This window comes from Rhizobium terricola, assembly GCF_012927355.1.
Taxonomy (GTDB): Bacteria; Pseudomonadota; Alphaproteobacteria; order Rhizobiales; family Rhizobiaceae; genus Allorhizobium; species Allorhizobium terricola.
In genome coordinates this window covers 34549-55922 of sequence record NZ_JABBGK010000003.1, presented here as the reverse complement: position 1 = coordinate 55922, position 21374 = coordinate 34549, and the positions used below count along the sequence as shown (strand labels likewise).

The 21374-nt window shown below is 62.1% G+C and carries 17 protein-coding genes; 13 read left to right on the top strand and 4 right to left on the bottom strand.

The window, feature by feature from the left end; translation table 11 throughout:
* The first annotated feature begins 40 nt into the window (after positions 1 to 40).
* The 5 genes from HHL25_RS15335 to gyrB all read left to right on the top strand — a co-directional run bounded on the left by HHL25_RS15335 (position 41) and on the right by gyrB (position 5349).
* On the top strand, positions 41 to 739 hold the full coding sequence (locus tag HHL25_RS15335) for a Tim44/TimA family putative adaptor protein (RefSeq protein WP_169593116.1): 699 nt from the start codon (positions 41 to 43) through the stop codon (positions 737 to 739).
* Positions 740 to 750: 11 nt separating this feature from the next.
* Positions 751 to 1854, top strand: a complete 1104-nt coding sequence (mltA, locus tag HHL25_RS15330) for a murein transglycosylase A (protein ID WP_169593113.1) — start codon at positions 751 to 753, stop codon at positions 1852 to 1854.
* Complete coding sequence (locus HHL25_RS15325; RefSeq protein ID WP_315853081.1) at positions 1854 to 2411, top strand: Smr/MutS family protein; 558 nt, start codon at positions 1854 to 1856, stop codon at positions 2409 to 2411. Before mltA ends, HHL25_RS15325 begins: the two co-directional genes overlap by 1 nt.
* A complete protein-coding gene (locus HHL25_RS15320) occupies positions 2408 to 2773 on the top strand; it encodes a helix-turn-helix domain-containing protein (protein WP_169593110.1) in 366 nt (121 codons plus the stop codon). The genes HHL25_RS15325 and HHL25_RS15320 overlap by 4 nt, the downstream gene beginning before the upstream one ends.
* A 140-nt stretch (positions 2774 to 2913) precedes the next feature.
* Positions 2914 to 5349 (top strand): DNA topoisomerase (ATP-hydrolyzing) subunit B, encoded by a 2436-nt coding sequence (gyrB, locus tag HHL25_RS15315; RefSeq protein WP_169593108.1) that lies wholly within the window; start codon positions 2914 to 2916, stop codon positions 5347 to 5349.
* A gap of 68 nt (positions 5350 to 5417) precedes the next feature.
* Here the strand turns inward: gyrB and HHL25_RS15310 are convergent, their stop codons facing one another.
* Positions 5418 to 6017 (bottom strand): nitroreductase family protein, encoded by a 600-nt coding sequence (locus tag HHL25_RS15310; protein ID WP_169593105.1) that lies wholly within the window; start codon positions 6015 to 6017, stop codon positions 5418 to 5420.
* Between the two features lie 343 nt (positions 6018 to 6360).
* Here HHL25_RS15310 and HHL25_RS15305 point away from each other — a divergent pair, with 343 nt between their 5' ends.
* From HHL25_RS15305 to HHL25_RS15270, 8 genes are all read left to right on the top strand, one after another.
* Positions 6361 to 7641 (top strand): polyhydroxyalkanoate depolymerase, encoded by a 1281-nt coding sequence (locus HHL25_RS15305; protein ID WP_169593103.1) that lies wholly within the window; start codon positions 6361 to 6363, stop codon positions 7639 to 7641.
* Between the two features lie 138 nt (positions 7642 to 7779).
* Positions 7780 to 8211 (top strand): DUF2852 domain-containing protein, encoded by a 432-nt coding sequence (locus tag HHL25_RS15300; protein ID WP_169593100.1) that lies wholly within the window; start codon positions 7780 to 7782, stop codon positions 8209 to 8211.
* An 85-nt stretch (positions 8212 to 8296) separates the two neighbouring features.
* Positions 8297 to 9052 (top strand): M48 family metallopeptidase, encoded by a 756-nt coding sequence (locus tag HHL25_RS15295; protein ID WP_169593097.1) that lies wholly within the window; start codon positions 8297 to 8299, stop codon positions 9050 to 9052.
* 75 nt (positions 9053 to 9127) lie between these two features.
* Positions 9128 to 9796: a phosphoribosylanthranilate isomerase gene (locus HHL25_RS15290; protein WP_169593095.1), complete on the top strand. Its 669-nt coding sequence runs from the start codon at positions 9128 to 9130 to the stop codon at positions 9794 to 9796.
* A gap of 2 nt (positions 9797 to 9798) precedes the next feature.
* On the top strand, positions 9799 to 11019 hold the full coding sequence (trpB, locus tag HHL25_RS15285) for a tryptophan synthase subunit beta (RefSeq protein ID WP_169593093.1): 1221 nt from the start codon (positions 9799 to 9801) through the stop codon (positions 11017 to 11019).
* Position 11020: 1 nt separating this feature from the next.
* The gene (gene trpA, locus HHL25_RS15280) at positions 11021 to 11860 is read left to right on the top strand and encodes a tryptophan synthase subunit alpha (protein ID WP_169593090.1); all 840 of its coding nucleotides are present in this window, start codon (positions 11021 to 11023) and stop codon (positions 11858 to 11860) included.
* 38 nt (positions 11861 to 11898) lie between these two features.
* On the top strand, positions 11899 to 12801 hold the full coding sequence (gene accD / locus HHL25_RS15275) for an acetyl-CoA carboxylase, carboxyltransferase subunit beta (protein ID WP_169593088.1): 903 nt from the start codon (positions 11899 to 11901) through the stop codon (positions 12799 to 12801).
* A 94-nt stretch (positions 12802 to 12895) separates the two neighbouring features.
* A complete protein-coding gene (locus HHL25_RS15270) occupies positions 12896 to 14191 on the top strand; it encodes a bifunctional folylpolyglutamate synthase/dihydrofolate synthase (RefSeq protein WP_169594001.1) in 1296 nt (431 codons plus the stop codon).
* A 48-nt stretch (positions 14192 to 14239) separates the two neighbouring features.
* On the opposite strand, the gene trxA is transcribed toward HHL25_RS15270, so the two are convergent.
* The 3 genes from trxA to addB form a co-directional block, all read right to left on the bottom strand.
* Positions 14240 to 14560 carry a thioredoxin gene (gene trxA / locus HHL25_RS15265; RefSeq protein WP_169593085.1) on the bottom strand — a complete coding sequence of 107 codons (321 nt, stop codon included), beginning with the start codon at positions 14558 to 14560 and terminating at the stop codon, positions 14240 to 14242.
* Positions 14561 to 14635: 75 nt separating this feature from the next.
* Entirely contained in the window at positions 14636 to 18193 is a 3558-nt protein-coding gene (gene addA / locus HHL25_RS15260; protein ID WP_169593082.1) for a double-strand break repair helicase AddA, read from the bottom strand.
* A complete protein-coding gene (gene addB, locus HHL25_RS15255; RefSeq protein WP_169593080.1) occupies positions 18183 to 21374 on the bottom strand; it encodes a double-strand break repair protein AddB in 3192 nt (1063 codons plus the stop codon). The genes addA and addB overlap by 11 nt, the downstream gene beginning before the upstream one ends.

The window sequence follows — 21374 nt, the reverse complement described above, 5'->3', positions numbered from 1 at the left end:
GTGTCACGAGCGGGAAATTAAACAAGGCCGGCAGATAGCTATGGGATCAAACGATTTTGTCACTCTCTTCTTTCTTGTCGCGGCAGTTCTGATCTTCCTGCAGCTGCGCAGCGTGCTCGGTCGTCGCACCGGCAACGAGAAGCCGCCGTTCGAACCCTATAGCCCGCGCGACCTCGCCAAGGGCCCCGGAAGCGAAGATGGCAAGGTCGTGACCCTGCCGCGCCGCGAGGATGCAGTGGCTGATGAACGCTTTGCCTCGATCGACGGTTTCGCCAAGCCCGGCACACCGCTCAACGATTCGCTTCGCGAAGTCGTCAAGCATGACCCGAACTTCAACCCGAAGGAATTCCTGAACGGCGCCCGGATGGCCTACGAGATGATCGTCATGGCTTTTGCCGATGGCGATCGCAAGACGCTCAAGAGCCTGCTTTCGCGTGAGGTGCTGGAAGGTTTCGAAGCCGTCATCGCCGATCGCGAGTCTCGTGGCGAGGTGGTGAAGTCGACCTTTGTCGGCATCGAGAGGGCCGAGATCACCCAGGCTGCTGTGAAGGACAACGAGGAACTGATCACGGTTCGCATCATCTGCCAGCTCATCACGGCGACCTATGATAAGGCCGGCGCCCTGATCGACGGCGACGCCGAACAAGTCTCCGAGGTCAACGATCTCTGGACCTTTGCTCGCGACGTCCGGTCGCGCGATCCGAACTGGAAGCTCGTCGCTACCGAATCCGAGGCGTAAGGGTCGAGAACATGGACTTTCGCTTCACGCCGGTGGGCTTTGATGCGTTGCCAGGCTGGCGTGAAGACGATCCGTCGGCGCTCCTCGCGGCTCTCGCGAACTGTCGACGGCAGATCAGGGACGTCAAACCCTATCGAACCGGATCGAGCGGCCTTTCCTCGGCAGATCTCCTGCCGCTTCTTGATGCCGCGGCCGTCGCCCATCCGGCAAGTGCTGCCGAAGCGCGGGCCTTTTTTGAAGCAGAATGCCGGCCTTTCCTGATCGAGCAGTCGAACGGCAATCGTGGTTTCGTCACGGCGTTTTATGAACCCGAAGTCCTAGTGTCGGACCGGCCCGATGCCGAATTCTGCTTTCCCTTCTATCGTCGGCCTGACGATCTGGTCGATCTCGATGAGAGCAATCGCCCGGCCGGCCTGGATGTCAGCTATGCTTTCGGCCTGAGGACAGGCCAAGGCATATCGGCCTATCCGGACCGTCGCGCGATCGATGAAGGCTATCTTGAGGGCAGGGGCCTGGAGATAGCCTGGGCCAGATCCAGGGTTGACGTCTTCTATGCCCATGTCCAGGGCGCCGCCCGGTTGCGCTATCCGGACGGAGGATTGAAGCGGATCACCTATGCCGCCAAGGCGGGTCATCCTTTTTCGGCGATCGGCAGGCTCCTGATTGACCGCGGAGAGATTACGCTCGACGAAGTGTCGATGCAGACGATCCGGGCGTGGCTCGCCGCCCATCCGGAAAAAGTCGACGAGGTTCTCTGGCACAATCGCTCCTACATCTTCTTCCGCGAGGCGGAGGTCGAAGATATCTCGCTCGGGCCGATTGCCGCGGCGAAGGTGCCGCTGGTCGCTGGGAGGTCACTGGCGGTTGATCGGCTGATCCACAGCTTCGGCTACCCCTTCTTCATTCATTCCGAAAGCCTGACGCGCCTCGACCATGGTCGGCCGTTTGCCCGCCTGATGCTCGCCCTCGATACGGGAACGGCAATCGTCGGACCGGCAAGGGGGGATATCTTCACGGGCTCCGGGGATGTCGCGGGCGAACGCGCCGGAGCTGTTCGCGATGCCGCTGATTTCTATATACTCGTGCCGAAGCAGGCGGCATCGAGGTTCGGCTAGTGGCGGGCAGCAGAAAACTCAGCACGGAAGATCGCATCCTCTGGGGCAAGGTCGCGCGTTCCACCCGGCCGATGCCCGGGCGACTTGAGGACCTTCTCGAATTCGAGGAGGATTTCGATGAGCAGGCCACCGGACAGCCGATTGCAAAGGCTGATCTTGCCGCATCGCAGGCCTCGGATGAAACGAATGGCCGCCAGAAGAAACCCGGTGGCATACATCATCCGCTCGAAAAGCCGGTCAAGCGCAAACTCTCGCGGGGGCATCTGGCGCTGGAAGCGCGCATCGACTTGCACGGCCTGATCCAGAGCGAAGCACATTCCATCCTTCTCGACTTTCTCATTCGCGCCCATGAACGAGGCCTTCGCCATGTCCTGGTGATCACCGGCAAGGGAAGCTCCCTTGGAAGCGAAGGTGCCTTGAAGCGCGCGGTGCCGCTGTGGTTTTCCAAGGCGGAGTTTCGGTACCTCATATCGAGCTACGAAGCCGCGGCGCGTCAGCATGGTGGCGATGGGGCACTCTATGTTCGCCTGTCGCGCAGCACGGGGGAGCGGCGATGACACCCTTTGGCGAGGCCCTTCGACGCCTTCGTGAAAGGAAGGGTGTGTCGCAGAAGGAGATGGCCGCGGCCATCGGCGTGTCGCCCGCTTACCTCTCGGCACTCGAACATGGACGCCGCGGAACGCCGAATTTCGATTTCCTCCAGCGTGTCGCGGGCTACTTCAACATCATCTGGGACGAGGCCGAAGAGCTCTTCATGGTGGCGGGGGCGTCGGATCCGAGGGTCGTCGTCGACACCTCCGGAATGCCGGCGGACTACACGGCCTTGGCAAACGAATTGGCCCGGAAGATTCGCCACCTTTCGCCGGACATGGTAAGGGATCTCCGGAACCTGCTCGAAGCGGCGGGAAAAACGGCCTGACGGCCCGAGAATGGCCGCATATCCACGGGATATCCGCATCCCGGCTTTGGAACTTGCCTCAAACCTCCTATAGTCCAAGCGCTTGAAGCCGCTGATTCGAAGATGCGGGTTTTTGAGATGATGACTGGAAAGATTGCTGAATGACCGACACGCCGATCAACGAAAATGGTGGCCCGGCCGAATATGGCGCCGATTCGATCAAAGTGCTCAAGGGCCTTGATGCGGTGCGCAAGCGTCCCGGCATGTATATCGGTGATACCGACGACGGTTCGGGCCTGCACCACATGGTCTACGAAGTCGTCGACAACGCCATTGACGAAGCGTTGGCAGGGCACGCCGACATTGTTACCGTGACGCTGAATGCGGACGGTTCGGTAACTGTCACCGACAATGGCCGCGGCATTCCGACCGACATCCATACGGGCGAGGGTGTGTCTGCGGCCGAAGTCATCATGACCCAGTTGCATGCCGGCGGTAAGTTCGACCAGAACTCCTACAAGGTGTCTGGTGGTCTGCATGGCGTCGGCGTCTCGGTGGTCAACGCCCTTTCCACGAAGCTGAAGTTGAAGATCCGGCGTGCCGGCAAGATCCACGAAATGAGTTTTACCCACGGCGTCGCAGATGCGCCGTTGGTTGCCACCGGTGACTACGAAGGCCGCTCGGGTACGGAAGTCACGTTCCTGCCGAGCCTGGAGACCTTTTCGCAGATCGAATTTGACTACGGCACGCTGGAGCATCGCCTTCGCGAACTCGCCTTCCTTAACTCAGGCGTTCGCATCCTCCTGACTGACAAACGCAAGTCAGACATTCGACAGGAAGAATTGCTGTACGACGGTGGTCTCGAAGCCTTCGTCGCTTACCTCGATCGCGTGAAGAAGCCGCTCGTTGAGAAGCCGGTGGCGATCCGTGGCGAGAAGGACGGGATCACCGTCGAGGTCGCCATGTGGTGGAACGACAGCTACCACGAGAATGTGCTTTGCTTCACCAACAACATTCCCCAGCGCGACGGGGGGACCCACATGGCCGGGTTCCGCGCCGCGTTGACCCGCCAGATCACCTCCTATGCCGACACGTCCGGCATCACGAAGAAGGAAAAGGTCAGCCTCACTGGTGACGACTGCCGCGAAGGGCTGACCGCGGTTCTGTCTGTAAAGGTGCCGGATCCCAAGTTCTCGTCGCAGACCAAGGACAAGCTTGTGTCTTCGGAAGTGCGGCCGGTTGTCGAAAGCCTGGTCAACGAAGCGCTCTCGACCTGGCTCGAGGAGCACCCTTCGGATGCGAAGGTCCTCGTCGGCAAGGTTGTAGAAGCCGCCGCCGCGCGTGAAGCCGCCCGCAAGGCGCGCGAGCTCACCCGCCGCAAGGGCGCACTCGACATTGCGTCGCTGCCCGGCAAGCTCGCCGATTGTTCGGAACGTGATCCGGCGAAGTCGGAACTCTTCCTGGTCGAGGGTGACTCCGCAGGCGGATCCGCGAAGCAGGGACGCTCGCGCGAGAGCCAGGCGATCCTTCCGCTCCGAGGCAAGATCCTGAACGTGGAACGCGCACGCTTCGACAAGATGCTGTCTAGTCAGGAAATCGGCACCCTGATCACCGCGCTCGGTACCTCGATCGGCAAGGACGAATTCAACGCCGAGAAGCTGCGCTACCACAAGATCATCATCATGACCGATGCTGACGTCGACGGCGCGCACATCCGGACGCTGCTGCTGACCTTCTTCTTCCGGCAGATGCCGGAACTGATCGAGCGCGGCCATATCTACATCGCCCAGCCGCCGCTCTATAAGGTCGCGCGCGGCAAGTCCGTTCAGTATCTGAAGAACGAGCAGGCCCTCGAGGACTACCTGATCAGCATGGGTTTAGAAGACACCACGCTGACCCTCGGCAATGGTGAAGTCCGCGCCGGTCAGGATCTGCGCGAAGTGATCCAGGATGCGTTGCGGCTGCGCACGCTGATCGACGGCCTCCATTCCCGATACAATCGCAATGTGATCGAGCAGGCCGCAATCTCCGGCGCGCTCAATCCGGAACTCACCGACAACCGTGAACGCGCAGAGGCGACGGCCGCCGACGTGGCCAAGCGTCTCGACCTCATTGCCGAGGAGACCGAGCGCGGCTGGACCGGACATGTGACCGACGAGGGGGGCCTCCGCTTTGAGCGCATGGTTCGTGGCGTCAAGGAAGTCGCGAGCCTGGACGTGGCGCTGATCGGCTCCGCCGATGCTCGCCACATCGACCAACTCTCGGCCCGCCTGCACGACATCTACGGCGTGCCGCCGGTCTTGAAGCGCAAGGAGGAAAAGAGCGAGATCTCCGGCCCGCGTGCGCTTCTGAACTCGATCTTTGCGGCCGGCCGCAAGGGCCTGACCATGCAGCGTTACAAAGGTCTCGGAGAAATGAATGCCGAGCAGCTTTGGGAAACGACGCTCGATCCGAACGTCAGGTCTCTGCTGCAGGTGCGCGTCAACGATGCGACTGACGCCGATGGTCTGTTTACCCGCCTGATGGGCGACGAGGTCGAGCCTCGCCGCGAGTTCATTCAGGACAACGCGCTGAGCGTTGCGAACCTCGATATCTAGGGTGCGCAGGTTTCGTGAATCCGGCTAAGGAGTGATTCACGTGAAACACTTGGTTAACTGCCGATAAATCAGCTTCGCGGGAAAGTTCCCGCGAAGGCGACATCCCGAAGCGCCTTGCGATTGCTCGGCACCTCACGGGCCTGCAGGTGCTCGGGCAACAGAGCCTTTTCCGCACGGCGGCCGATCGCAACCGCTGCTTCAGCCCTGAAACCCGCCGGGGCGCCGAGTTCCACGATTGCACGATCGAAGTCGACGCCACCCATCCCATGCGCGAGATAACCCGAACGAACGGCTTGCAGCGCCAGCATCGCCCATGCGGCACCGGTATCGAAGCTGTGGCTACGGAAGGGTTTCGGTTCAGTGCCATCGTCGCGACGGCTCAGCGTATCGGAGAAAAAGAAGACCAGGGCCGAAGCGTACTTCGCCCAGACCTGGTTGGACTCGGCGAGCAGTCCCAGGAATCGTCCCCAGTCCGGCGATGTGTTGAGAGCGTAGACAAACCGCCACGGCTGATAATTGCTGGCCGACGGCGCCCAGTGCGCGGCCTCGAGAAGGGTCAGCAATGCCTTCTCCTCCATTGCTTCTCCGGTGAAGGAACGTGGAGACCACCGATCAAGGAAGATCGGGTCGATATCATACTCGGATACGCGGTCGTTGCTCTTGGTCATGGAAGGATCTGCTCCGAAGGGGGCTGCAAACGCCGGCTGGGAAATCACCGGCTTCGGTAAAGTGACGCAGAAGTAGATATAGGGCTGGGCAAACCTTGCAAGGATACCGGCTCTGGAAAGTGACGGCACCCCGGTCTGCCAATGCGTGAAACATTAACCAGCTTCGGGCGTGGAACTTTTAACGCCTCGGTGCGATTGTGCGTATAGTGCGTATCGGATGTGGAGCGACGGTCTTGCGCCTGTGACCCTACGACGAACATAGCAGTTCCTAATTAACCAAACTCTGCTAGTTTTGAGATTCGTCAGACGGCTCGGACTGCGGAAACGAAAAGGCAGCGGATTCATGTTCTACCAGCTCTATGAGATGAACCATGCGGCAATGGCGCCTTTTCGGGCGACCGCTGACGCAATGCGGCTCGCCTATCGCAATCCGTTCAATCCGCTATCCCACACGGTTGTCGGCCGAACGCTCGCCGCGGGCTTTGAAGTGTTCGAACGCGTGACGCGTCGCTACGGCAAGCCGGAATTCGGTCTGCCCACCACGGTGGTCAACGGCCAGCCCGTCGCAGTCACCGAAGAGATCGTCTGGAAACGGCCGTTCTGCAACGTCATCCATTTTCGCCGTGATCTTCCGGCGGGGCAGGGAACCGGTCCGCGCATCCTGATCGTCGCCCCGATGTCAGGTCACTATGCGACGCTGTTGCGTGGCACTGTCGAGGCGCTGCTGCCGAGCGCCGACGTCTACATCACCGACTGGATCGATGCCCGGATGGTGCCCGTCACGGACGGCAACTTTGATCTCGACGACTATATCGACTACGTTATCGAGATGGTTCACCACCTTGGCGCCGATACCAATCTGGTCGCGGTCTGCCAGCCCTCGGTGCCCGTACTCGCGGCCGTCGCCGTCATGGAAGACAACAATGATCCGCTGGCGCCCGCATCGATGACCCTTATGGGTGGTCCGATCGACACCCGCATCAACCCGACGGCCGTCAACGAGCTCGCCCAGAACAAGCCGCTCGATTGGTTCAAGGACAACGTGATCATGAACGTGCCGTGGCCGCAGCCCGGTTTCATGCGCGCGGTCTATCCGGGCTTTCTTCAGTTGTCCGGTTTCATGTCGATGAACCTCGACCGTCACATGATCGCCCACAAGGACTTCTACATGCACCTCGTCAAGAACGACGGGGACTCGGCCGAGAAGCATCGCGACTTCTACGATGAATATCTGGCGGTCATGGACCTGACCGCGGAGTTCTATCTCCAGACCGTCGACACGGTCTTCATCAAACATGCCTTGCCCAAGGGCGAGATGATGCACCGTGGCAAGCTGGTGAACACCAAGGCCATCCGAAACGTGGCGCTGCTCACCGTCGAAGGCGAGAATGACGACATCTCCGGTGTCGGCCAAACGCGTGCGGCACAGACGATCTGCTCGAACATCCCCGACGACAAGCGTATGCACTACCTGCAGCCGGACGTCGGGCACTACGGTGTGTTCAACGGCTCCCGATTCCGCAAGGAAATTGCTCCGCGTATCGTCGCCTTTGCCACCCAACATTCGGGGAGTGTGAAGACGGGTCCGGTCAAGCGCGTCATCAAGGGCGGGAAATCGACCTGACGGTCTCACGTTTTCCGTGAGGGTTTCAGTACATTAGCCGATTGCCGAAAGGCTCTCCTTGAAGGCGAGGGGAGCCTTTCCCACATCGATTCCCATCGGCCGGCATCCCGCCGCCGAAGAAAGCGAGGGTAATCGATGATGAACCAGTCAGCACTGCTTCGGCCGGATTGGACGCCGGCGACCGTTGCCTTGATGGTGCTCGGCTTCATGGTGTTCTGGCCTCTGGGACTGGCCATGCTGGCCTATATTCTGTTCGGTGATCGCTTCCGTGAGTTCAAGCGGAGCGCCAACCAGACTGCCGACGGCATGTTCGGCAAATGCCGCGCGAGCGGTTTTCGCAACGCCCATTTCTCCACGGGCAATGTGGCCTTCGACGACTGGCGCAAGGCCGAGATCGAACGCATCGAGGAAGAGCGCCGCAAGCTTGATGAGATGCGCGCCGACTTCGACCGCTATGTGCGGGAACTGCGTCGCGCCAAGGACCAGGAGGAGTTCGACCGCTTCATGCGCGATCGTTCCGCCGTCCGTCCCGACGGTGATGACGCGGCATCGGGCGCCGCAGGCGTCTGAACGCCGAGCCTTGCGGTAATGGGCCGGCACCTTGGCGTGCCGGCTTTTTCATGCGTTCCCCGGGCGAATCGGCTAAGACGAGGCCATGTTTTCTTTCCTGCAGAAACCGGCACGGACAAAGACCCCGATGACATCGAGCCGCGTGCTCGATGTGAGCGGTCGCGAAATGCCGCTGGTGGTCCGCAGCAACCCGCGTGCGACCCGGATCACGCTCCGCATTGAACCGGGCGGCCGGGGCCTGAAGATGACGGTCCCGCCCGGCCTGAAGGACCGCGAGATCGCCGACTTCCTCGATCGGCATCGCGGCTGGCTGGAAAGCCGGCTTGCCAAGTTTTCGACCGACAAGCATTTGGCCGACGGTGGCGAAATCCTTCTGCGCGGTGTCTCTCATCGGATCATCCACTCCGGTCAGCTGCGCGGCTTGACCGAAGCGATCGATTCCGAGGTCGGGCCGGTGTTGAGCGTCAGCGGCATGGAAGAACATTTGGGTCGGCGCGTAGCGACATTCCTGAAAAAGGAGGCGCGGCGCGATCTGGAGGGTCTCGTTGCCGTTCATGCCAGAGCTGTCGGCAAGCCCGTGAAGTCTTTGACCCTGAAAGACACCCGCAGCCGCTGGGGTTCCTGTTCCTGGGATGGGGCATTGAGTTTTTCGTGGCGCATCGTCATGGCGCCGCCGCCGGTGATCGACTATCTCGCCGCCCACGAGGTAGCCCATCTACGCGAGATGAACCACGGCCCGGCTTTCTGGTCACTATGCCGTGAACTGTGCCCGCACATGGAAACCGCCAAGGCTTGGCTCAAGCGTCACGGCACCCAGCTGCACGCCATCGATTTCGATTGAGACTTTGAGCCTCGCGAACCGGCGTTGTCGCAAATTGGCTCGACTCTTTTGCGTTTTCGTGCGACTTCCGCTGCCATGAGACCCGATATCAAGATCTGCGGATTGAAGACGCCGGAGGCGGTCGATCGTGCCGTCGAACGCGGCGCGACCCATGTCGGCTTCATTTTCTTCGGCAAGAGCCCGCGCAACATCGAGCCGGACCTGGCCGGCGTGCTGGCCGACCGGGCGAGGGGACGCGCCAAGATCGTCGCTGTTACCGTCGACGCCGACAATGACGACCTCGACGAGATCATCGCGCTTGTCAGGCCCGACATTCTGCAGTTCCACGGCAAGGAAAGCCCTGAGCGGGTGTTGACCATCAAGGCCGTCACCGGCCTGCCGGTCATGAAGGCATTTTCCATCCGCGAGCTTGATGATCTGAAGCGGATCGAGCCCTATATCGGTATAGCCGATCGGTTTCTGTTCGACGCCAAGCCGCCGGCAGGGTCAGATCTGCCGGGTGGCAACGGTGTGTCGTTCGACTGGCGCGTCCTGCGTACGCTTGACGCCGGTGTCGATTACATGCTTTCCGGTGGCCTCAACAAGGACAACATCGCCGATGCGCTGATGGAGACCGGTGCCCGCGGTATTGACGTGTCGTCCGGCGTGGAGAGCGCACCGGGCGTCAAGGATCTGCACAAGATGGATGAGTTTTTCGCGGCGATCGACCGAGCTTCGGTTCGCGAGCCGGTTTCAGGGAGCTGAGAGTGAACGAGACACCGAGACCCAATTCCTTCCGTGAAGGACCCGACGAAGACGGCCTGTTCGGGATTTTCGGCGGACGTTTCGTGGCCGAGACGCTGATGCCACTGATCCTCGACCTGCAGGCCGAGTGGGAAAAGGCAAAGACCGACGCCGAATTTCAGGCGGAGCTCGCCCATCTCAACACCCACTATACGGGTCGTCCGAGCCCGCTTTATTTCGCCGAGCGGCTGACCGAGGAGTTGGGGGGCGCGAAGATCTACTTCAAGCGCGACGAGCTCAATCACACGGGATCGCACAAGATCAACAACTGCCTTGGCCAGATCCTGTTGGCCAAGCGGATGGGCAAGACCCGCATCATCGCCGAGACGGGCGCCGGCCAGCACGGCGTGGCGTCCGCGACTGTCGCCGCCCGCTTCGGTATTCCTTGCGTCGTTTACATGGGCGCGACCGATGTCGAGCGCCAGGCGCCGAACGTGTTCCGCATGAAGCTTCTCGGCGCAGAGGTGAAGCCGGTGACTGCCGGTCACGGCACGCTGAAGGACGCAATGAACGAGGCGCTGCGTGACTGGGTCACCAATGTCGACGACACCTATTACATGATCGGCACCGCCGCCGGGCCGCACCCCTATCCAGAAATGGTGCGCGAATTCCAGTCGGTGATTGGTCGTGAGGCCCGTGAGCAGATGCTGGCCGCCGAAGGCCGCCTGCCGGACATGCTGGTGGCTGCGGTCGGCGGCGGCTCCAACGCCATCGGTCTCTTTCATCCCTTCCTCGATGACACATCGGTCAAGATCGTCGGCGTCGAAGCCGGCGGCAAGGGCCTGGACGGCGAGGAGCACTGCGCTTCGCTGACCGCCGGTTCGCCGGGCGTTCTCCACGGCAACCGCACCTATCTGCTGCAGGACGGCGACGGACAGATCAAGGAAGGCCACTCGATCTCGGCCGGTCTCGACTATCCCGGCATCGGTCCGGAGCATTCCTGGCTCAAGGACCAGGGCCGTGTCGAATACGTGCCGATCATGGACGACGAGGCGCTCGCCGCATTCCAGATGCTCACCCGCACGGAGGGTATCATCCCCGCGCTAGAGCCCAGCCATGCACTGGCCGAAGTGATCAAGCGCGCGCCCAACATGGACAAGGACCAGATCATTGTCATGAACCTGTGCGGCCGCGGCGACAAGGACATCTTCACCGTCGGCAAGATTCTCGGAATGGGGCTCTGACATGACCGCTCGCATGGATAAGAAATTCGCCGAACTGAAAGCCGCGGGCCGGCCGGCGCTCGTCACCTATTTCATGGGGGGCGATCCGGACTACGAAACCTCGCTGGAAATTATGAAGGCGCTTCCCGGCGCTGGCGCCGACATCATCGAGCTTGGCGCACCCTTCTCCGATCCGATGGCCGATGGTCCCGCGATCCAGCTGGCAGGCCAGCGGGCGCTGAAGGGCGGCCAGACGATGAAGAAGACGCTGCAGATGGCCCGCGAATTCCGCAAGGGGGATGACACGACCCCGATCGTCATCATGGGCTACTACAACCCTGTTTACGTCTATGGCGTCGAGCGTTTCCTCGACGACGCCCTGGAGGCCGGTATTGACGGCCTCATCATTGTCGATCTTCCCGCCGAAATGGATAGTGAATTGTGCATCCCGGCCCGCAAGCGCGACATCAACTTCATCCGTCTGACGACGCCAACGACGGATGACAAGCGCCTCCCCAAGGTGCTGACCAATACGTCGGGCTTCGTCTATTACGTGTCGATGACGGGGATCACCGGCTCGGCGCTACCCGATCCGTCGAAGATTGCCGGTGCCGTTGACCGCATCAAGAGCAAGACCGATCTGCCGGTCTGCGTCGGCTTCGGCGTCAAAACGGCCGAGCATGCGCGTCTCATCGGCGCATCGGCCGATGGCGTCGTCGTTGGTACGGCGATCGTCAATCAGGTGGCCACGTCGCTCGACAAGGACGGCAAGGCGACCGCCGACACCGTTCAGTCGGTAGCCACCTTCGTCCGTGGCCTGTCGGCCGGCGTTCATGCCGCTCGCCTTGCCGCTGCCGAATAGTCTTCCCATATTGACTGGGACAGTCAGGAGTTAGTCAAGTGAACTGGATTACCAACTACGTGCGGCCGCGGATCAATTCCATGCTGGGCCGCCGCGAGGTTCCCGAGAATCTTTGGATCAAGTGCCCCGAAACCGGCGAGATGGTCTTTCACAAGGATCTCGAGGAAAACAAGTGGGTGATCCCGGCTTCGGGCTATCACATGAAGATGCCTGCGAAAGCACGCCTCATCGACCTTTTCGACAATGGTCAGTACGAGGCCCTGTCGCAGCCGAAGGTGGCGCAGGATCCGCTGAAGTTCCGTGATTCGAAGAAATACGTCGACCGGCTGAAAGACAGCCGGTTGAAGACCGAGCAGGAAGATACGATCCTCTCCGGTGTCGGCACCGTCGAGGGCGTCAAGCTCGTTGCCGTCGTCCACGAATTCAACTTCATGGGCGGCTCGCTCGGCATCGCCGCCGGCGAGGCGATCGTGAAGGCGTTCGAACGGGCGATTGCTGAAAAGTGCCCGCTGGTCATGTTCCCGGCTTCCGGCGGCGCCCGCATGCAGGAAGGCATCCTCTCTCTGATGCAGCTGCCGCGCACCACCGTTGCCGTCAACATGCTGAAGGAGGCCGGTCTTCCCTACATCGTCGTCCTGACCAACCCGACCACCGGTGGCGTGACGGCATCCTATGCGATGCTGGGCGATCTGCACATCGCAGAACCGGGAGCCGAGATCTGCTTTGCCGGCAAGCGCGTCATCGAGCAGACCATCCGCGAAAAGCTTCCCGAGGGCTTCCAGACCTCGGAATATCTCCTGGAACATGGCATGATCGACATGGTGGTCAAGCGGCACGAGATCCCGTCGCTTCTGGCGCGCGTCCTGAAAATCATGATGAAGCGTCCGGTCGGTGCCGGCGTTCCGGCTGCCAAGCCGGTCGTGGAGGCGGCCTCGGCCTGAGGCCGGGGTTTGCCTGTCGATCGAGGCGAAGAGCGGAATCAAGATCATGGCCGAGCCCGCCTTCAGCAAGGCAGAACAGGTAATCGACGAGCTCATGGGGCTTCACCCCAAGGGTTTCGATCTCTCTCTCAACCGTATCCGGCGGCTGCTTGACGTCCTGGGCAATCCGCAGCTGCGGCTTCCCCCCGTCATCCACGTCGCAGGCACCAACGGCAAGGGCTCGGTGACAGCCTTCTGTCGCGCGTTGCTGGAGGCCCAGGGCCTCAGTGTGCACGTGCACACCTCGCCGCACCTGGTGAACTGGCATGAACGCTATCGCATAGGCGTCAAGGGAGGCCCAGGCAAGCTGGTCGAAGACGAGGTTCTCGCCGAGGTCTTGCGTCGAATCGCCGATGCCAATGGCGGACAACAGATCACTGTCTTCGAGATCCTGACGGCTGCCACCTTCCTCCTCTTTTCCGAGCACCCGGCCGACGTGGCGATCATCGAGGTCGGTCTCGGCGGTCGTTTCGACGCGACCAACGTCATCGACCATCCGGCGGTTTCGGTTATCATGCCGATCTCTCTTGATCATCAGCCCTATCTCGGCGATCGAGTCGAGCTGATCGCCGCCGAGAAGGCCGGGATCATGAAACGTGGGCATCCCGTCGTCATCGGCCAGCAGGAATATGAGTCCGCCCGGGACGTATTGATTGCCACGGCGGAGCGGCTCGGTTGCCCCCACACCGTGTTTGGTCAGGATTTCGGCGCCCACGAAGAATTCGGTCGACTTGTCTACCAGGACGAATTCGGCCTCATGGATCTGCCGGTGCCGCGTCTTCCGGGCCGGCACCAGTATGCCAATGCGGCAGCGGCGATACGCGCAGTGAAGGCGGCTGGTTTCGAGGTCACCAATGCGGTGGCTGAGAAGGCGATGAGTGGGGTGGAATGGCCGGGCCGTCTTCAGCGGCTGACGGAAGGCAAGCTGATGGATTTTGCCCCGGCCGGAGCGGAGATCTGGGTCGATGGCGGTCACAACCCCGGCGCCGGCGAGGTTATAGCCGAGGCCATGGCAGGGTTCGAGGAGCGCCAGTCTCGACCGCTCTATCTTGTCACCGGGATGATCAACACCAAGGATCCGGTCGGCTATTTCCGTGCTTTCGCCGATATTGCGCAGGACGTCTTCACCGTTCCGATCCGTGGTACCGACGCGGCGCTTGATCCGGTAGCCTTGGCTGAGGCCGCCTTCGATGCGGGACTGGTCGCGGCTCCCGTCTCGTCTGTTGCTGAAGCGCTTAAAGAAATTTCCGAGCGTCTGGATCCGGACATGCCGGCGCCACGCATCCTGATCGGTGGATCGCTCTATCTTGTCGGCAATGTGCTCTCAGACAACGGCACCCCGCCAAAATGAAAAAAGCCGGGTTTGAACCCGGCTTTTCCATTTCAGTCGCAAAGCCAATCAGGCGGCGCTGGAAATCCAGCTCGAAAGCGCCGTCTTCGGAGCAGCGCCAACCTTGATGTCGGCCACTTCGCCACCCTTGAACATGGCAAGCGTCGGGATCGACCGCACGCCGAACTTGGCGGCAATCTCCGGGTTTTCGTCGATGTTGACCTTCACGACCTTCACCTTGCCGGCAAGCTCAGTGGAGATTTCTTCAAGGCTCGGAGCGATCATCTTGCACGGACCGCACCATTCTGCCCAGAAATCAACGACGACCGGTTCAGCCGCCTCGAGAACTTCGCTCTGGAAATTGGAATTGTCGACTTTCACCGTAGCCATGGGCTGCTCCTTTGCCGGTATCGATTTGTAACTAGATATGTGATGTCTCGCGGCATCTTTTCAATATGCGGTATCTCACGATGTCTTGAGCGCAGCAAGCGATTGTGACAGCGAGGCCTCGTCGAGGCTGAGAACCGTCCCGGTCTCGGTGTATACGAGCAGGCAATCGAAGTGGCAGCCGGGATAGAGAGGACGCAGGATTTCCCGATAGATGGCGAGCTGCGCCCTGTGCGAGACGGGCGCATCGCCGGCATTTCGCGGCGGACTTCGGTTGGTCTTGTAGTCGACCAGAACGACTCTGTCCTTCAGCACGGCCATCCGGTCGATACGACCGGAAACCGCTCGTTCCTCGTCATTGAGGACGAAGGTCCCCATCACCGAAACCTCCGCCTGCGCATGGCCGGTAAATACGCCTTCAAGGTCGGGATGCTCGAGCACCGCCATCACCGTTTGCACCAGCGCGTCGCGTTCCCCCGCGGGCCAGAATCGGGCGGCGCGTGCTGCATAGCGCCAGGCGGCCGCCTCACGATCGGGCTCAGGAAGGGACGGCAGCATCTGCAGCATCCGATGGATCAGTCGTCCCTTCTGAAGCGCGATGCCTGCGGACGGTTGGTCGGAAAACAGCGGGGACGTCACCAGTGCGTCATCCGCTTCGTCGATGATGATCGCGCCGGCGCTTGAGGGACTGAGCGGACGCGGCAGGCCGCTGGTCGCTGGCAGTGGTCGGAGCAGAGCCTCCGGCAACCGGTCATCGGGCAGGTTGGCCGGGCTTTCGGCCTGTGTGTCGAACGCCTTTTCCGAAGCAGCCAATCGCCATGAAAGGCCGTTCCATGTTCCGTCCGGCCCAGCGAATTCGACCTCCTTGCATCGGCTCGGATCGGCACTGAGTGCGTCGGCGATCATGCGATGCCAGACGTCTCCCGGCTCCTGAACGCCGCGATAGCCGCAAATCACCAGTCGGTCGGCGGCTCGGGTCATCGCCACGTAGAGCAGGCGTCGATATTCTTCCTCGGCGAGTTGCTTGCGGCGCTCGACATCCGCATCCGTCAGCGCGTTTGCAAGCCCCTTGCCCGGTACCCAGATCGGCAAGGGCGGTACGCCACCGCCGGTCTCGATCATGCGAAAATTGGCGAGATGACTGTGATTGAAGGCCTTTCCGCCGCCGTCGACGAGGAAGACGATAGGTGCCTCCAGGCCTTTCGAGGCGTGCACGGTCATGATCCGCACTTCGTCCCGATCCTTGTCCTGCTCGCGCTTCACTTCGGGCGCCTCGGTCTCCAGCGTCGACACGAAGGCCTGAAGACCCGGCATGCCGGCCGTCTCGAAGGCCAGCGCGAAGCTGAGGAATTCGTCGAGAATATCGCTGACCTCCGTGCCGAGCCGCGCCAGATAGGAGCGGCGTCCGCCATGAACGCCGAGCACGCGGGCGTAGAAATCGTGGACCGGGAGCGTCCGCGAAAGCGATATGAAGCCGTCAAGTCGCCGTTTCGTCCGTTCCCAGCGTAAAGGGTCTTCTTCGGCGGACTGGGCGAGACGGAGCCAGAGGCTGGTTTCCACCGGCCTGAGCGCTGCCAGGTCGAAGAGATAGTCTTCGCTGTGGTTGAAGAGCGGGCTCTTGAGAAGAGCCGCAAGCGAGAGGTCATCGGCCTGAAGCAGGCAGAAGCGGCCGAGTGCCAGGAGATCTTGGACCGCGATATGCGAGGTGAGCTTGAGCCGGTCGGCTCCGGCAACGGGAATGTTGTTGCGCCGCTTCAGCGCACGGGTCAGCGCGTTGACGAAGTTGTCACGCTTGCGCACCAGCACCAGGATATCACCGGGCCGGATCGGGCGGCGGACGCCTTTCTCGACGATGGTCTCCTTGCCAATCAAGCCTTCGACGGCATAGGCAATACGCCGGGCAAGCACGGCGGACGGAGCGCTTTCCGGCGTCGCATCGAAGGGAGCGGTCCAGTCCTCCGTCTTTTCCGCGGGCTCCGGCGTGATCATGTCCCAGAGATCGACGGAGCCGGGATGACCGATGCGGTTCGACATGTGCACTATATCCGTGCCTGCCGCACTCAGGCCTCGGGCATTATCCGGGGCCCGGAAGACCTGGTCGACGGCAGTCAAGACCGTTTCCGTCGAGCGGAAGGAGAGCGGCAGGCGCAGGGAGCTGAACGCCTCGCCGCTGCGCTCCACCTCGCTTCTGGTGACCGAGGCCTCCTCTGCGAAACGTTCCGGGCGAGCGCCCTGGAACGAGTAGATTGACTGCTTCTCATCGCCGACAGCAAAGAAGGTGCGCGTCAATGCGCGCGCGCTGTCTCCCGAGAAGAACTCCTCGCGCAACGAGCGGATGACGGACCACTGGATCGGGCTGGTGTCCTGCGCCTCGTCGACGAGAATGTGGTCGATACCCTGGTCGAGCTTGTAATGCACCCATGGGCCGACATCGCTTCGGATCAGAAGCTCGGCGGTGCGAGCGATCAGATCCTCGAAATCGAGTTGGCTGCGCTTCTTCTTCAGATCCTCGTAGTCGGCATCCAGTCGTTCGGCGAGCGTTAGCGCGGCCATGGTCGCGTTGAACATTCTCAGGACGCGTAGCCGGTCCCGGCACGCGACGACATGGTCGCGCGCGAGGGCGACGGCATCGCGAAGGGCGGGTGCCACCTTGGTCATTGCCGCCGCGATCAGAGAGACGTCTGCCTTCGGCGTTTCGGCCTTGGTGAGAAAGCTCTCCTCCAGGAGGGCCATGCGCCGCAGCGGATCACGCTCCCGGCTGGCGTGGCCGAGTGCCTCGGCGGTCGCCTTGACCTTCTCGCCACCCTTTTCCCGGGCAAGATCGAGGTAGTGATGAAGAACCGACCCTTCGAGGCCGGGCAATGGCCAGCAACTCGCGGCCAGGCTCTCTTCTGTTTCGTCGGCGGAAAGGCCAAGTCCTCTGCGAAGTGTGAATTCGACACCACCGCCAGCGCGGGCGGCTCTGGAAAATTCTCGAACGGCATGCCGGTTGGCGACGAGATCGCCCAGCAGGGCTTCCAGGCCGCTTTCGTCTCCGATGCCGAGCACGAGGGAAAAGGCCTCCGCAAGGGCGGCATCGTCCTCTGACGAGCTTGCTATAAGGAGGGAACGGCGCGCTTCGGCGAGCACCGCATAGGCGGCCCGGTCATCGAGGACATTGAAATGCCCCGCGACATTGGCCTCCAGCGGAAACTGGTGCAGCAGCGCCTCGCAGAAGGCGTGGATGGTCTGGATCTTCAGGCCGCCGGGTGTCTCTAGCGCCTTGGCGAAGAGCCGCCTTGCCTGCGCGAGCTTGAGCTGGTCCGGCCTTGTCCGCTCGATTTCGTAGAGGCGTTCGGTCAGTGCCTCGTCCGAGAGTGTGGCCCATTCGGCGAGCCGCGAGAAAACGCGGTTCGACATCTCGGACGCCGCCGCCTTCGTGTAGGTCAGGCAGAGAATGGATGAGGGCCGGGCGCCTGCCAAGAGCAACCTGATCACCCGCTGGGTGAGCACATGGGTTTTGCCGGAACCGGCATTGGCCGACACCCAGGCCGAATTCCGGGGATCGGATGCCGTCGCCTGCTGTAACGTCGTCCAATCCCGCCAGACAGCGGGATCGTTGCCGGAAGGAAGCGAGGTCAGATCGTCATTCGTCACCGGAGGCTTCCTCCGTCTCGGCTGTCGACCACTCCGCAACACGGGCCAGATGATCGTATTCGCCGCCAAAATCGTTCTGCTGCGCCGGCATCAGGCGTGAGACATAGCCCCGAGTGCCACTCCTGAGAGCCTCGACAAACTTGGCCAGTTCGTCGACCGATTGGTCGGCAAGGTCGGTCGCTGATTTCTTGTTGTCTCCGCGTCCGTTGAGTTCGTTGTTCACCTGGTCCACGCGCAAGGTCTCGCTGGGCTTGAGGCGCACATAGAGCAAGTTCTCGGGCGTCAGGGGACCCGCATCGCGAAAGGCGCCGGCTCTGAGTGCCGCCGCTTCGAGCGCGAGCTGCGGATCAAGCAAGCTCCGTGCCTGGGCACTGCTGGGGCTCAGCCCCGTCTTGTAGTCGATGATGTCCGCAAAGCCCCCGCCTTTCACGTCGATGCGGTCTGCGACGCCGGTGATCTTGATGCCATTCCACAATTCGATCGCGCCTCGGGCTTCGGTCAACGTTTTGCGGATCTCGGGTCGGCGTGCACGCTCCCATTCGACAAAGGCTCGGCCGATCGCAGCGAACCTCTGCCGCCAAACGATGTCGATATGAGTTGGAAGGCGTTCCTGATCGAAGAGCTCGTTTGTGATGCGCTGCATGGCTTCTTCGGCTTGCGGCAGGGCAGGATCGTGGCCCTCGCTGACGAAGCGCTCGATGATCCTGTGATAAAGCGTCCCGCGCTCCGCAGCGCCTGGATCCTCGTTGAAGCCGTCGACCGGATCGAGCTTGAGGATACGACGCGCATAGAGCGAATAGGGATCGCGCCGGAAACGCCCAACCTCACTGAAGGAAAACTGCGTCGGTTGCAGGTCTGCAGGCGGTTTTGGTGCTGGGCGCTGGGCGGCAAGCTGATTGTCTCCCCGGTCGATCAGGCTCGCATAATGGCGGTAGACGTCTCCACGCGCCTTGAGCTCCTTTTCGAACGGCTTGCCGCCGAGCGCCAGCAGGCGTTGCAGCCAGCGCGACGCCACTGTGGGTGCCGAGCCCTGGCGCAAGGCTCGGGAGTAGACGAGGTGTCGGGTGCCGCTGGCCATCTCGAAATCATGGGCCAACTGGCCGATCCGCCGTTCAGGCGGCTCCAGGCCCATCTCGGCTTTCATCAGGCGTGAAAGGAAGGGGTTGTTGGTGGTCTGTCCCGGCCACGACCCTTCGTTCATGCCGCCGATCACCGTCATGTCCACGCTTTGCAGGCGGGCCTCAAGCGTGCCGAAGACGAAGACGCGGGGATGGCGCATCGCTTTCGGCTTGACCGCGTCGCTGGCGGTCAGGGCGCCGAAGATGTCGATCCATTGCGGTCCATCCGCCTCGATATGTCCGTCCGCGGACATGATCTCGCCGAGCTTGTCGGCCAGCGTTTCACCGGCCTCGTCGGACCAGAGTGCCGAGAGATCGCCGCGTTCGTCCGCGCAGGCGGCTTCAAGCACTCGTCCGGTCCGTTCGGCCCACTGGCTGATCGACAGCTTGTCGGTGAGCACGCGCCCGTCCGCGATGCGGACCAGGACTGAAACCAGCGGCTCGACGGCCCGCGAAATGCGGACCGCGAGATCGCGTGCCGCATTGATCGCCTCGGGATCCAGTGAACGGCGCCATTGTGGTGCATGCCTGTCGGTCTCATGCTCGGCGAGCCGGCGATCGAAAAGTGCCGACAGCATGGCGAGATCGACCGGCTCGATACCACCGCGAAGCGCGATCGTTTCAAGTGCATCAGCCGCTGCACGGTACGTGGATTCTGGCAGGCCGAACCGTGCGAGCGGATGCTTCAACACCGAAACCAAAGCAACCGGATCACCGGGCCGAAGCGTCGCCTCAAGCATGAGTTGGGCGAGGATGCCCTGCTGCGTGGCGCTGAAAGGCGTGCCGGCAGAGTCGTCGGCGACAATGCCGAACCGGGCAAGCTCGGCTGTGACGCGCCGGGCCAGCGCGCGGTCCGGCGTGATCAGCGCAACGCGGCTCTCGCCCCCGTCGGCGCCGGGCTTTTCCAGCGCGAGGCGAAGGGCGATCGAGATCGCGGTAGCCTCTTCCCGTTCATTGGCCGCCTCGATCAAGGATACGTTGGAAAAGGCCCGTGTAAAGCGCTGGTCGCCGAAGGCGCTGCGCCAGGCCTGCCACGCATCCGTTGCACCGGCCGGCGCGAGCGCGCGCGACAGGATCTCGGCCCGATCGGCGAGATCGTCCTCCGCGAGATCCAGTGCTTCGACTTCCTCGCGGTCGATCTGCATGCGTTCGAGGAGGCGAAAAAGCCCGTATTGCGGATGGCCGCGCCCCGCTGTGTCGGCCGGACGGCCGGTCTCCGGTTCGATTGCCAGCCTCGACCAATCTTCGGCCGGCATGGTCTTGTCGAGCCCGGGCAGCACCACGACGCCCTGCCGTTTCTCCGCGATCGCCGCGATGAGTTCGGCCGCGGCCGGAATGGAACCTGTCGAGCCCGCGACGATCACCGGATAGTCCTCTTCAAGCCGTCCGAGGCGCTGGGCTTCGGCCTTGAGGACCGCGTCGCGGTGTCGGGAGGGAGAAGAACGCATGAGTTCTTCGAGGCGAGCCGGCCAGAACGCGGTCGCAATCTGCAGGAATTCGAGTGTCAGTTGCCACCAAGACGCGAACTCGCGCGCGTCGAGCTTGGAGAGATCGGCCCAGTCGCGTCCTTCCGTTTCCACGGCGTCGATCAGCTCGGCGAGCGATCGCGCCAGCCAGATTGCGTCCGCGGGGCTCGCCGGGGCCACCAGCGGCGTGTCGGCGTGAATACTGCGGACGATGGCGGGCAGCTGGTTGCGCCATGCAAGGATCAGCCGCGCGAGCTCCAGAAGCATGACGGTGCCGCCGATCGGAGGCGCGAGATCGAGGAGCGCGGGGGCATCGGTTTCGAAGAAACCGTTGTCGTCCTCCGTCTCGCCGAGGGGACGAATAACCGGAAGGATCGCCGATTGTCCGCCGAGCAGGTCGACGAAGGCCGATCTGAGGACACGGGCGGCACGACGCGTGGGAACGAGGATCGTCACCTTCGCCAGCGACAGAGGGTCGGAGGGGTCGTAGCGGTAGTCCTGAGCAAGCGTCCCGTCGAGAAGAGCCTTGGCCAGAACCTTGAGGAAGGGCCGCCCCGCAGGGATCGTCAGAACACGCGGTGACCTCGCCCGACTCAC

Bases quoted from the DNA above. Each gene is read 5' to 3' on its own strand.
- gyrB (WP_169593108.1), top strand. From the start codon at position 2,914: ATGACCGACACGCCGATCAACGAAAATGGTGGCCCGGCCGAATATGGC.
- trxA (WP_169593085.1), bottom strand. From the start codon at position 14,560: ATGGCTACGGTGAAAGTCGACAATTCCAATTTCCAGAGCGAAGTTCTC.
- HHL25_RS15335 (WP_169593116.1), top strand. From the start codon at position 41: ATGGGATCAAACGATTTTGTCACTCTCTTCTTTCTTGTCGCGGCAGTT.
- HHL25_RS15305 (WP_169593103.1), top strand. From the start codon at position 6,361: ATGTTCTACCAGCTCTATGAGATGAACCATGCGGCAATGGCGCCTTTT.
- HHL25_RS15300 (WP_169593100.1), top strand. From the start codon at position 7,780: ATGAACCAGTCAGCACTGCTTCGGCCGGATTGGACGCCGGCGACCGTT.
- HHL25_RS15310 (WP_169593105.1), bottom strand. From the start codon at position 6,017: ATGACCAAGAGCAACGACCGCGTATCCGAGTATGATATCGACCCGATC.
- HHL25_RS15270 (WP_169594001.1), top strand. From the start codon at position 12,896: ATGGGGCTTCACCCCAAGGGTTTCGATCTCTCTCTCAACCGTATCCGG.
- HHL25_RS15320 (WP_169593110.1), top strand. From the start codon at position 2,408: ATGACACCCTTTGGCGAGGCCCTTCGACGCCTTCGTGAAAGGAAGGGT.
- mltA (WP_169593113.1), top strand. From the start codon at position 751: ATGGACTTTCGCTTCACGCCGGTGGGCTTTGATGCGTTGCCAGGCTGG.
- HHL25_RS15295 (WP_169593097.1), top strand. From the start codon at position 8,297: ATGTTTTCTTTCCTGCAGAAACCGGCACGGACAAAGACCCCGATGACA.
- HHL25_RS15290 (WP_169593095.1), top strand. From the start codon at position 9,128: ATGAGACCCGATATCAAGATCTGCGGATTGAAGACGCCGGAGGCGGTC.
- trpA (WP_169593090.1), top strand. From the start codon at position 11,021: ATGACCGCTCGCATGGATAAGAAATTCGCCGAACTGAAAGCCGCGGGC.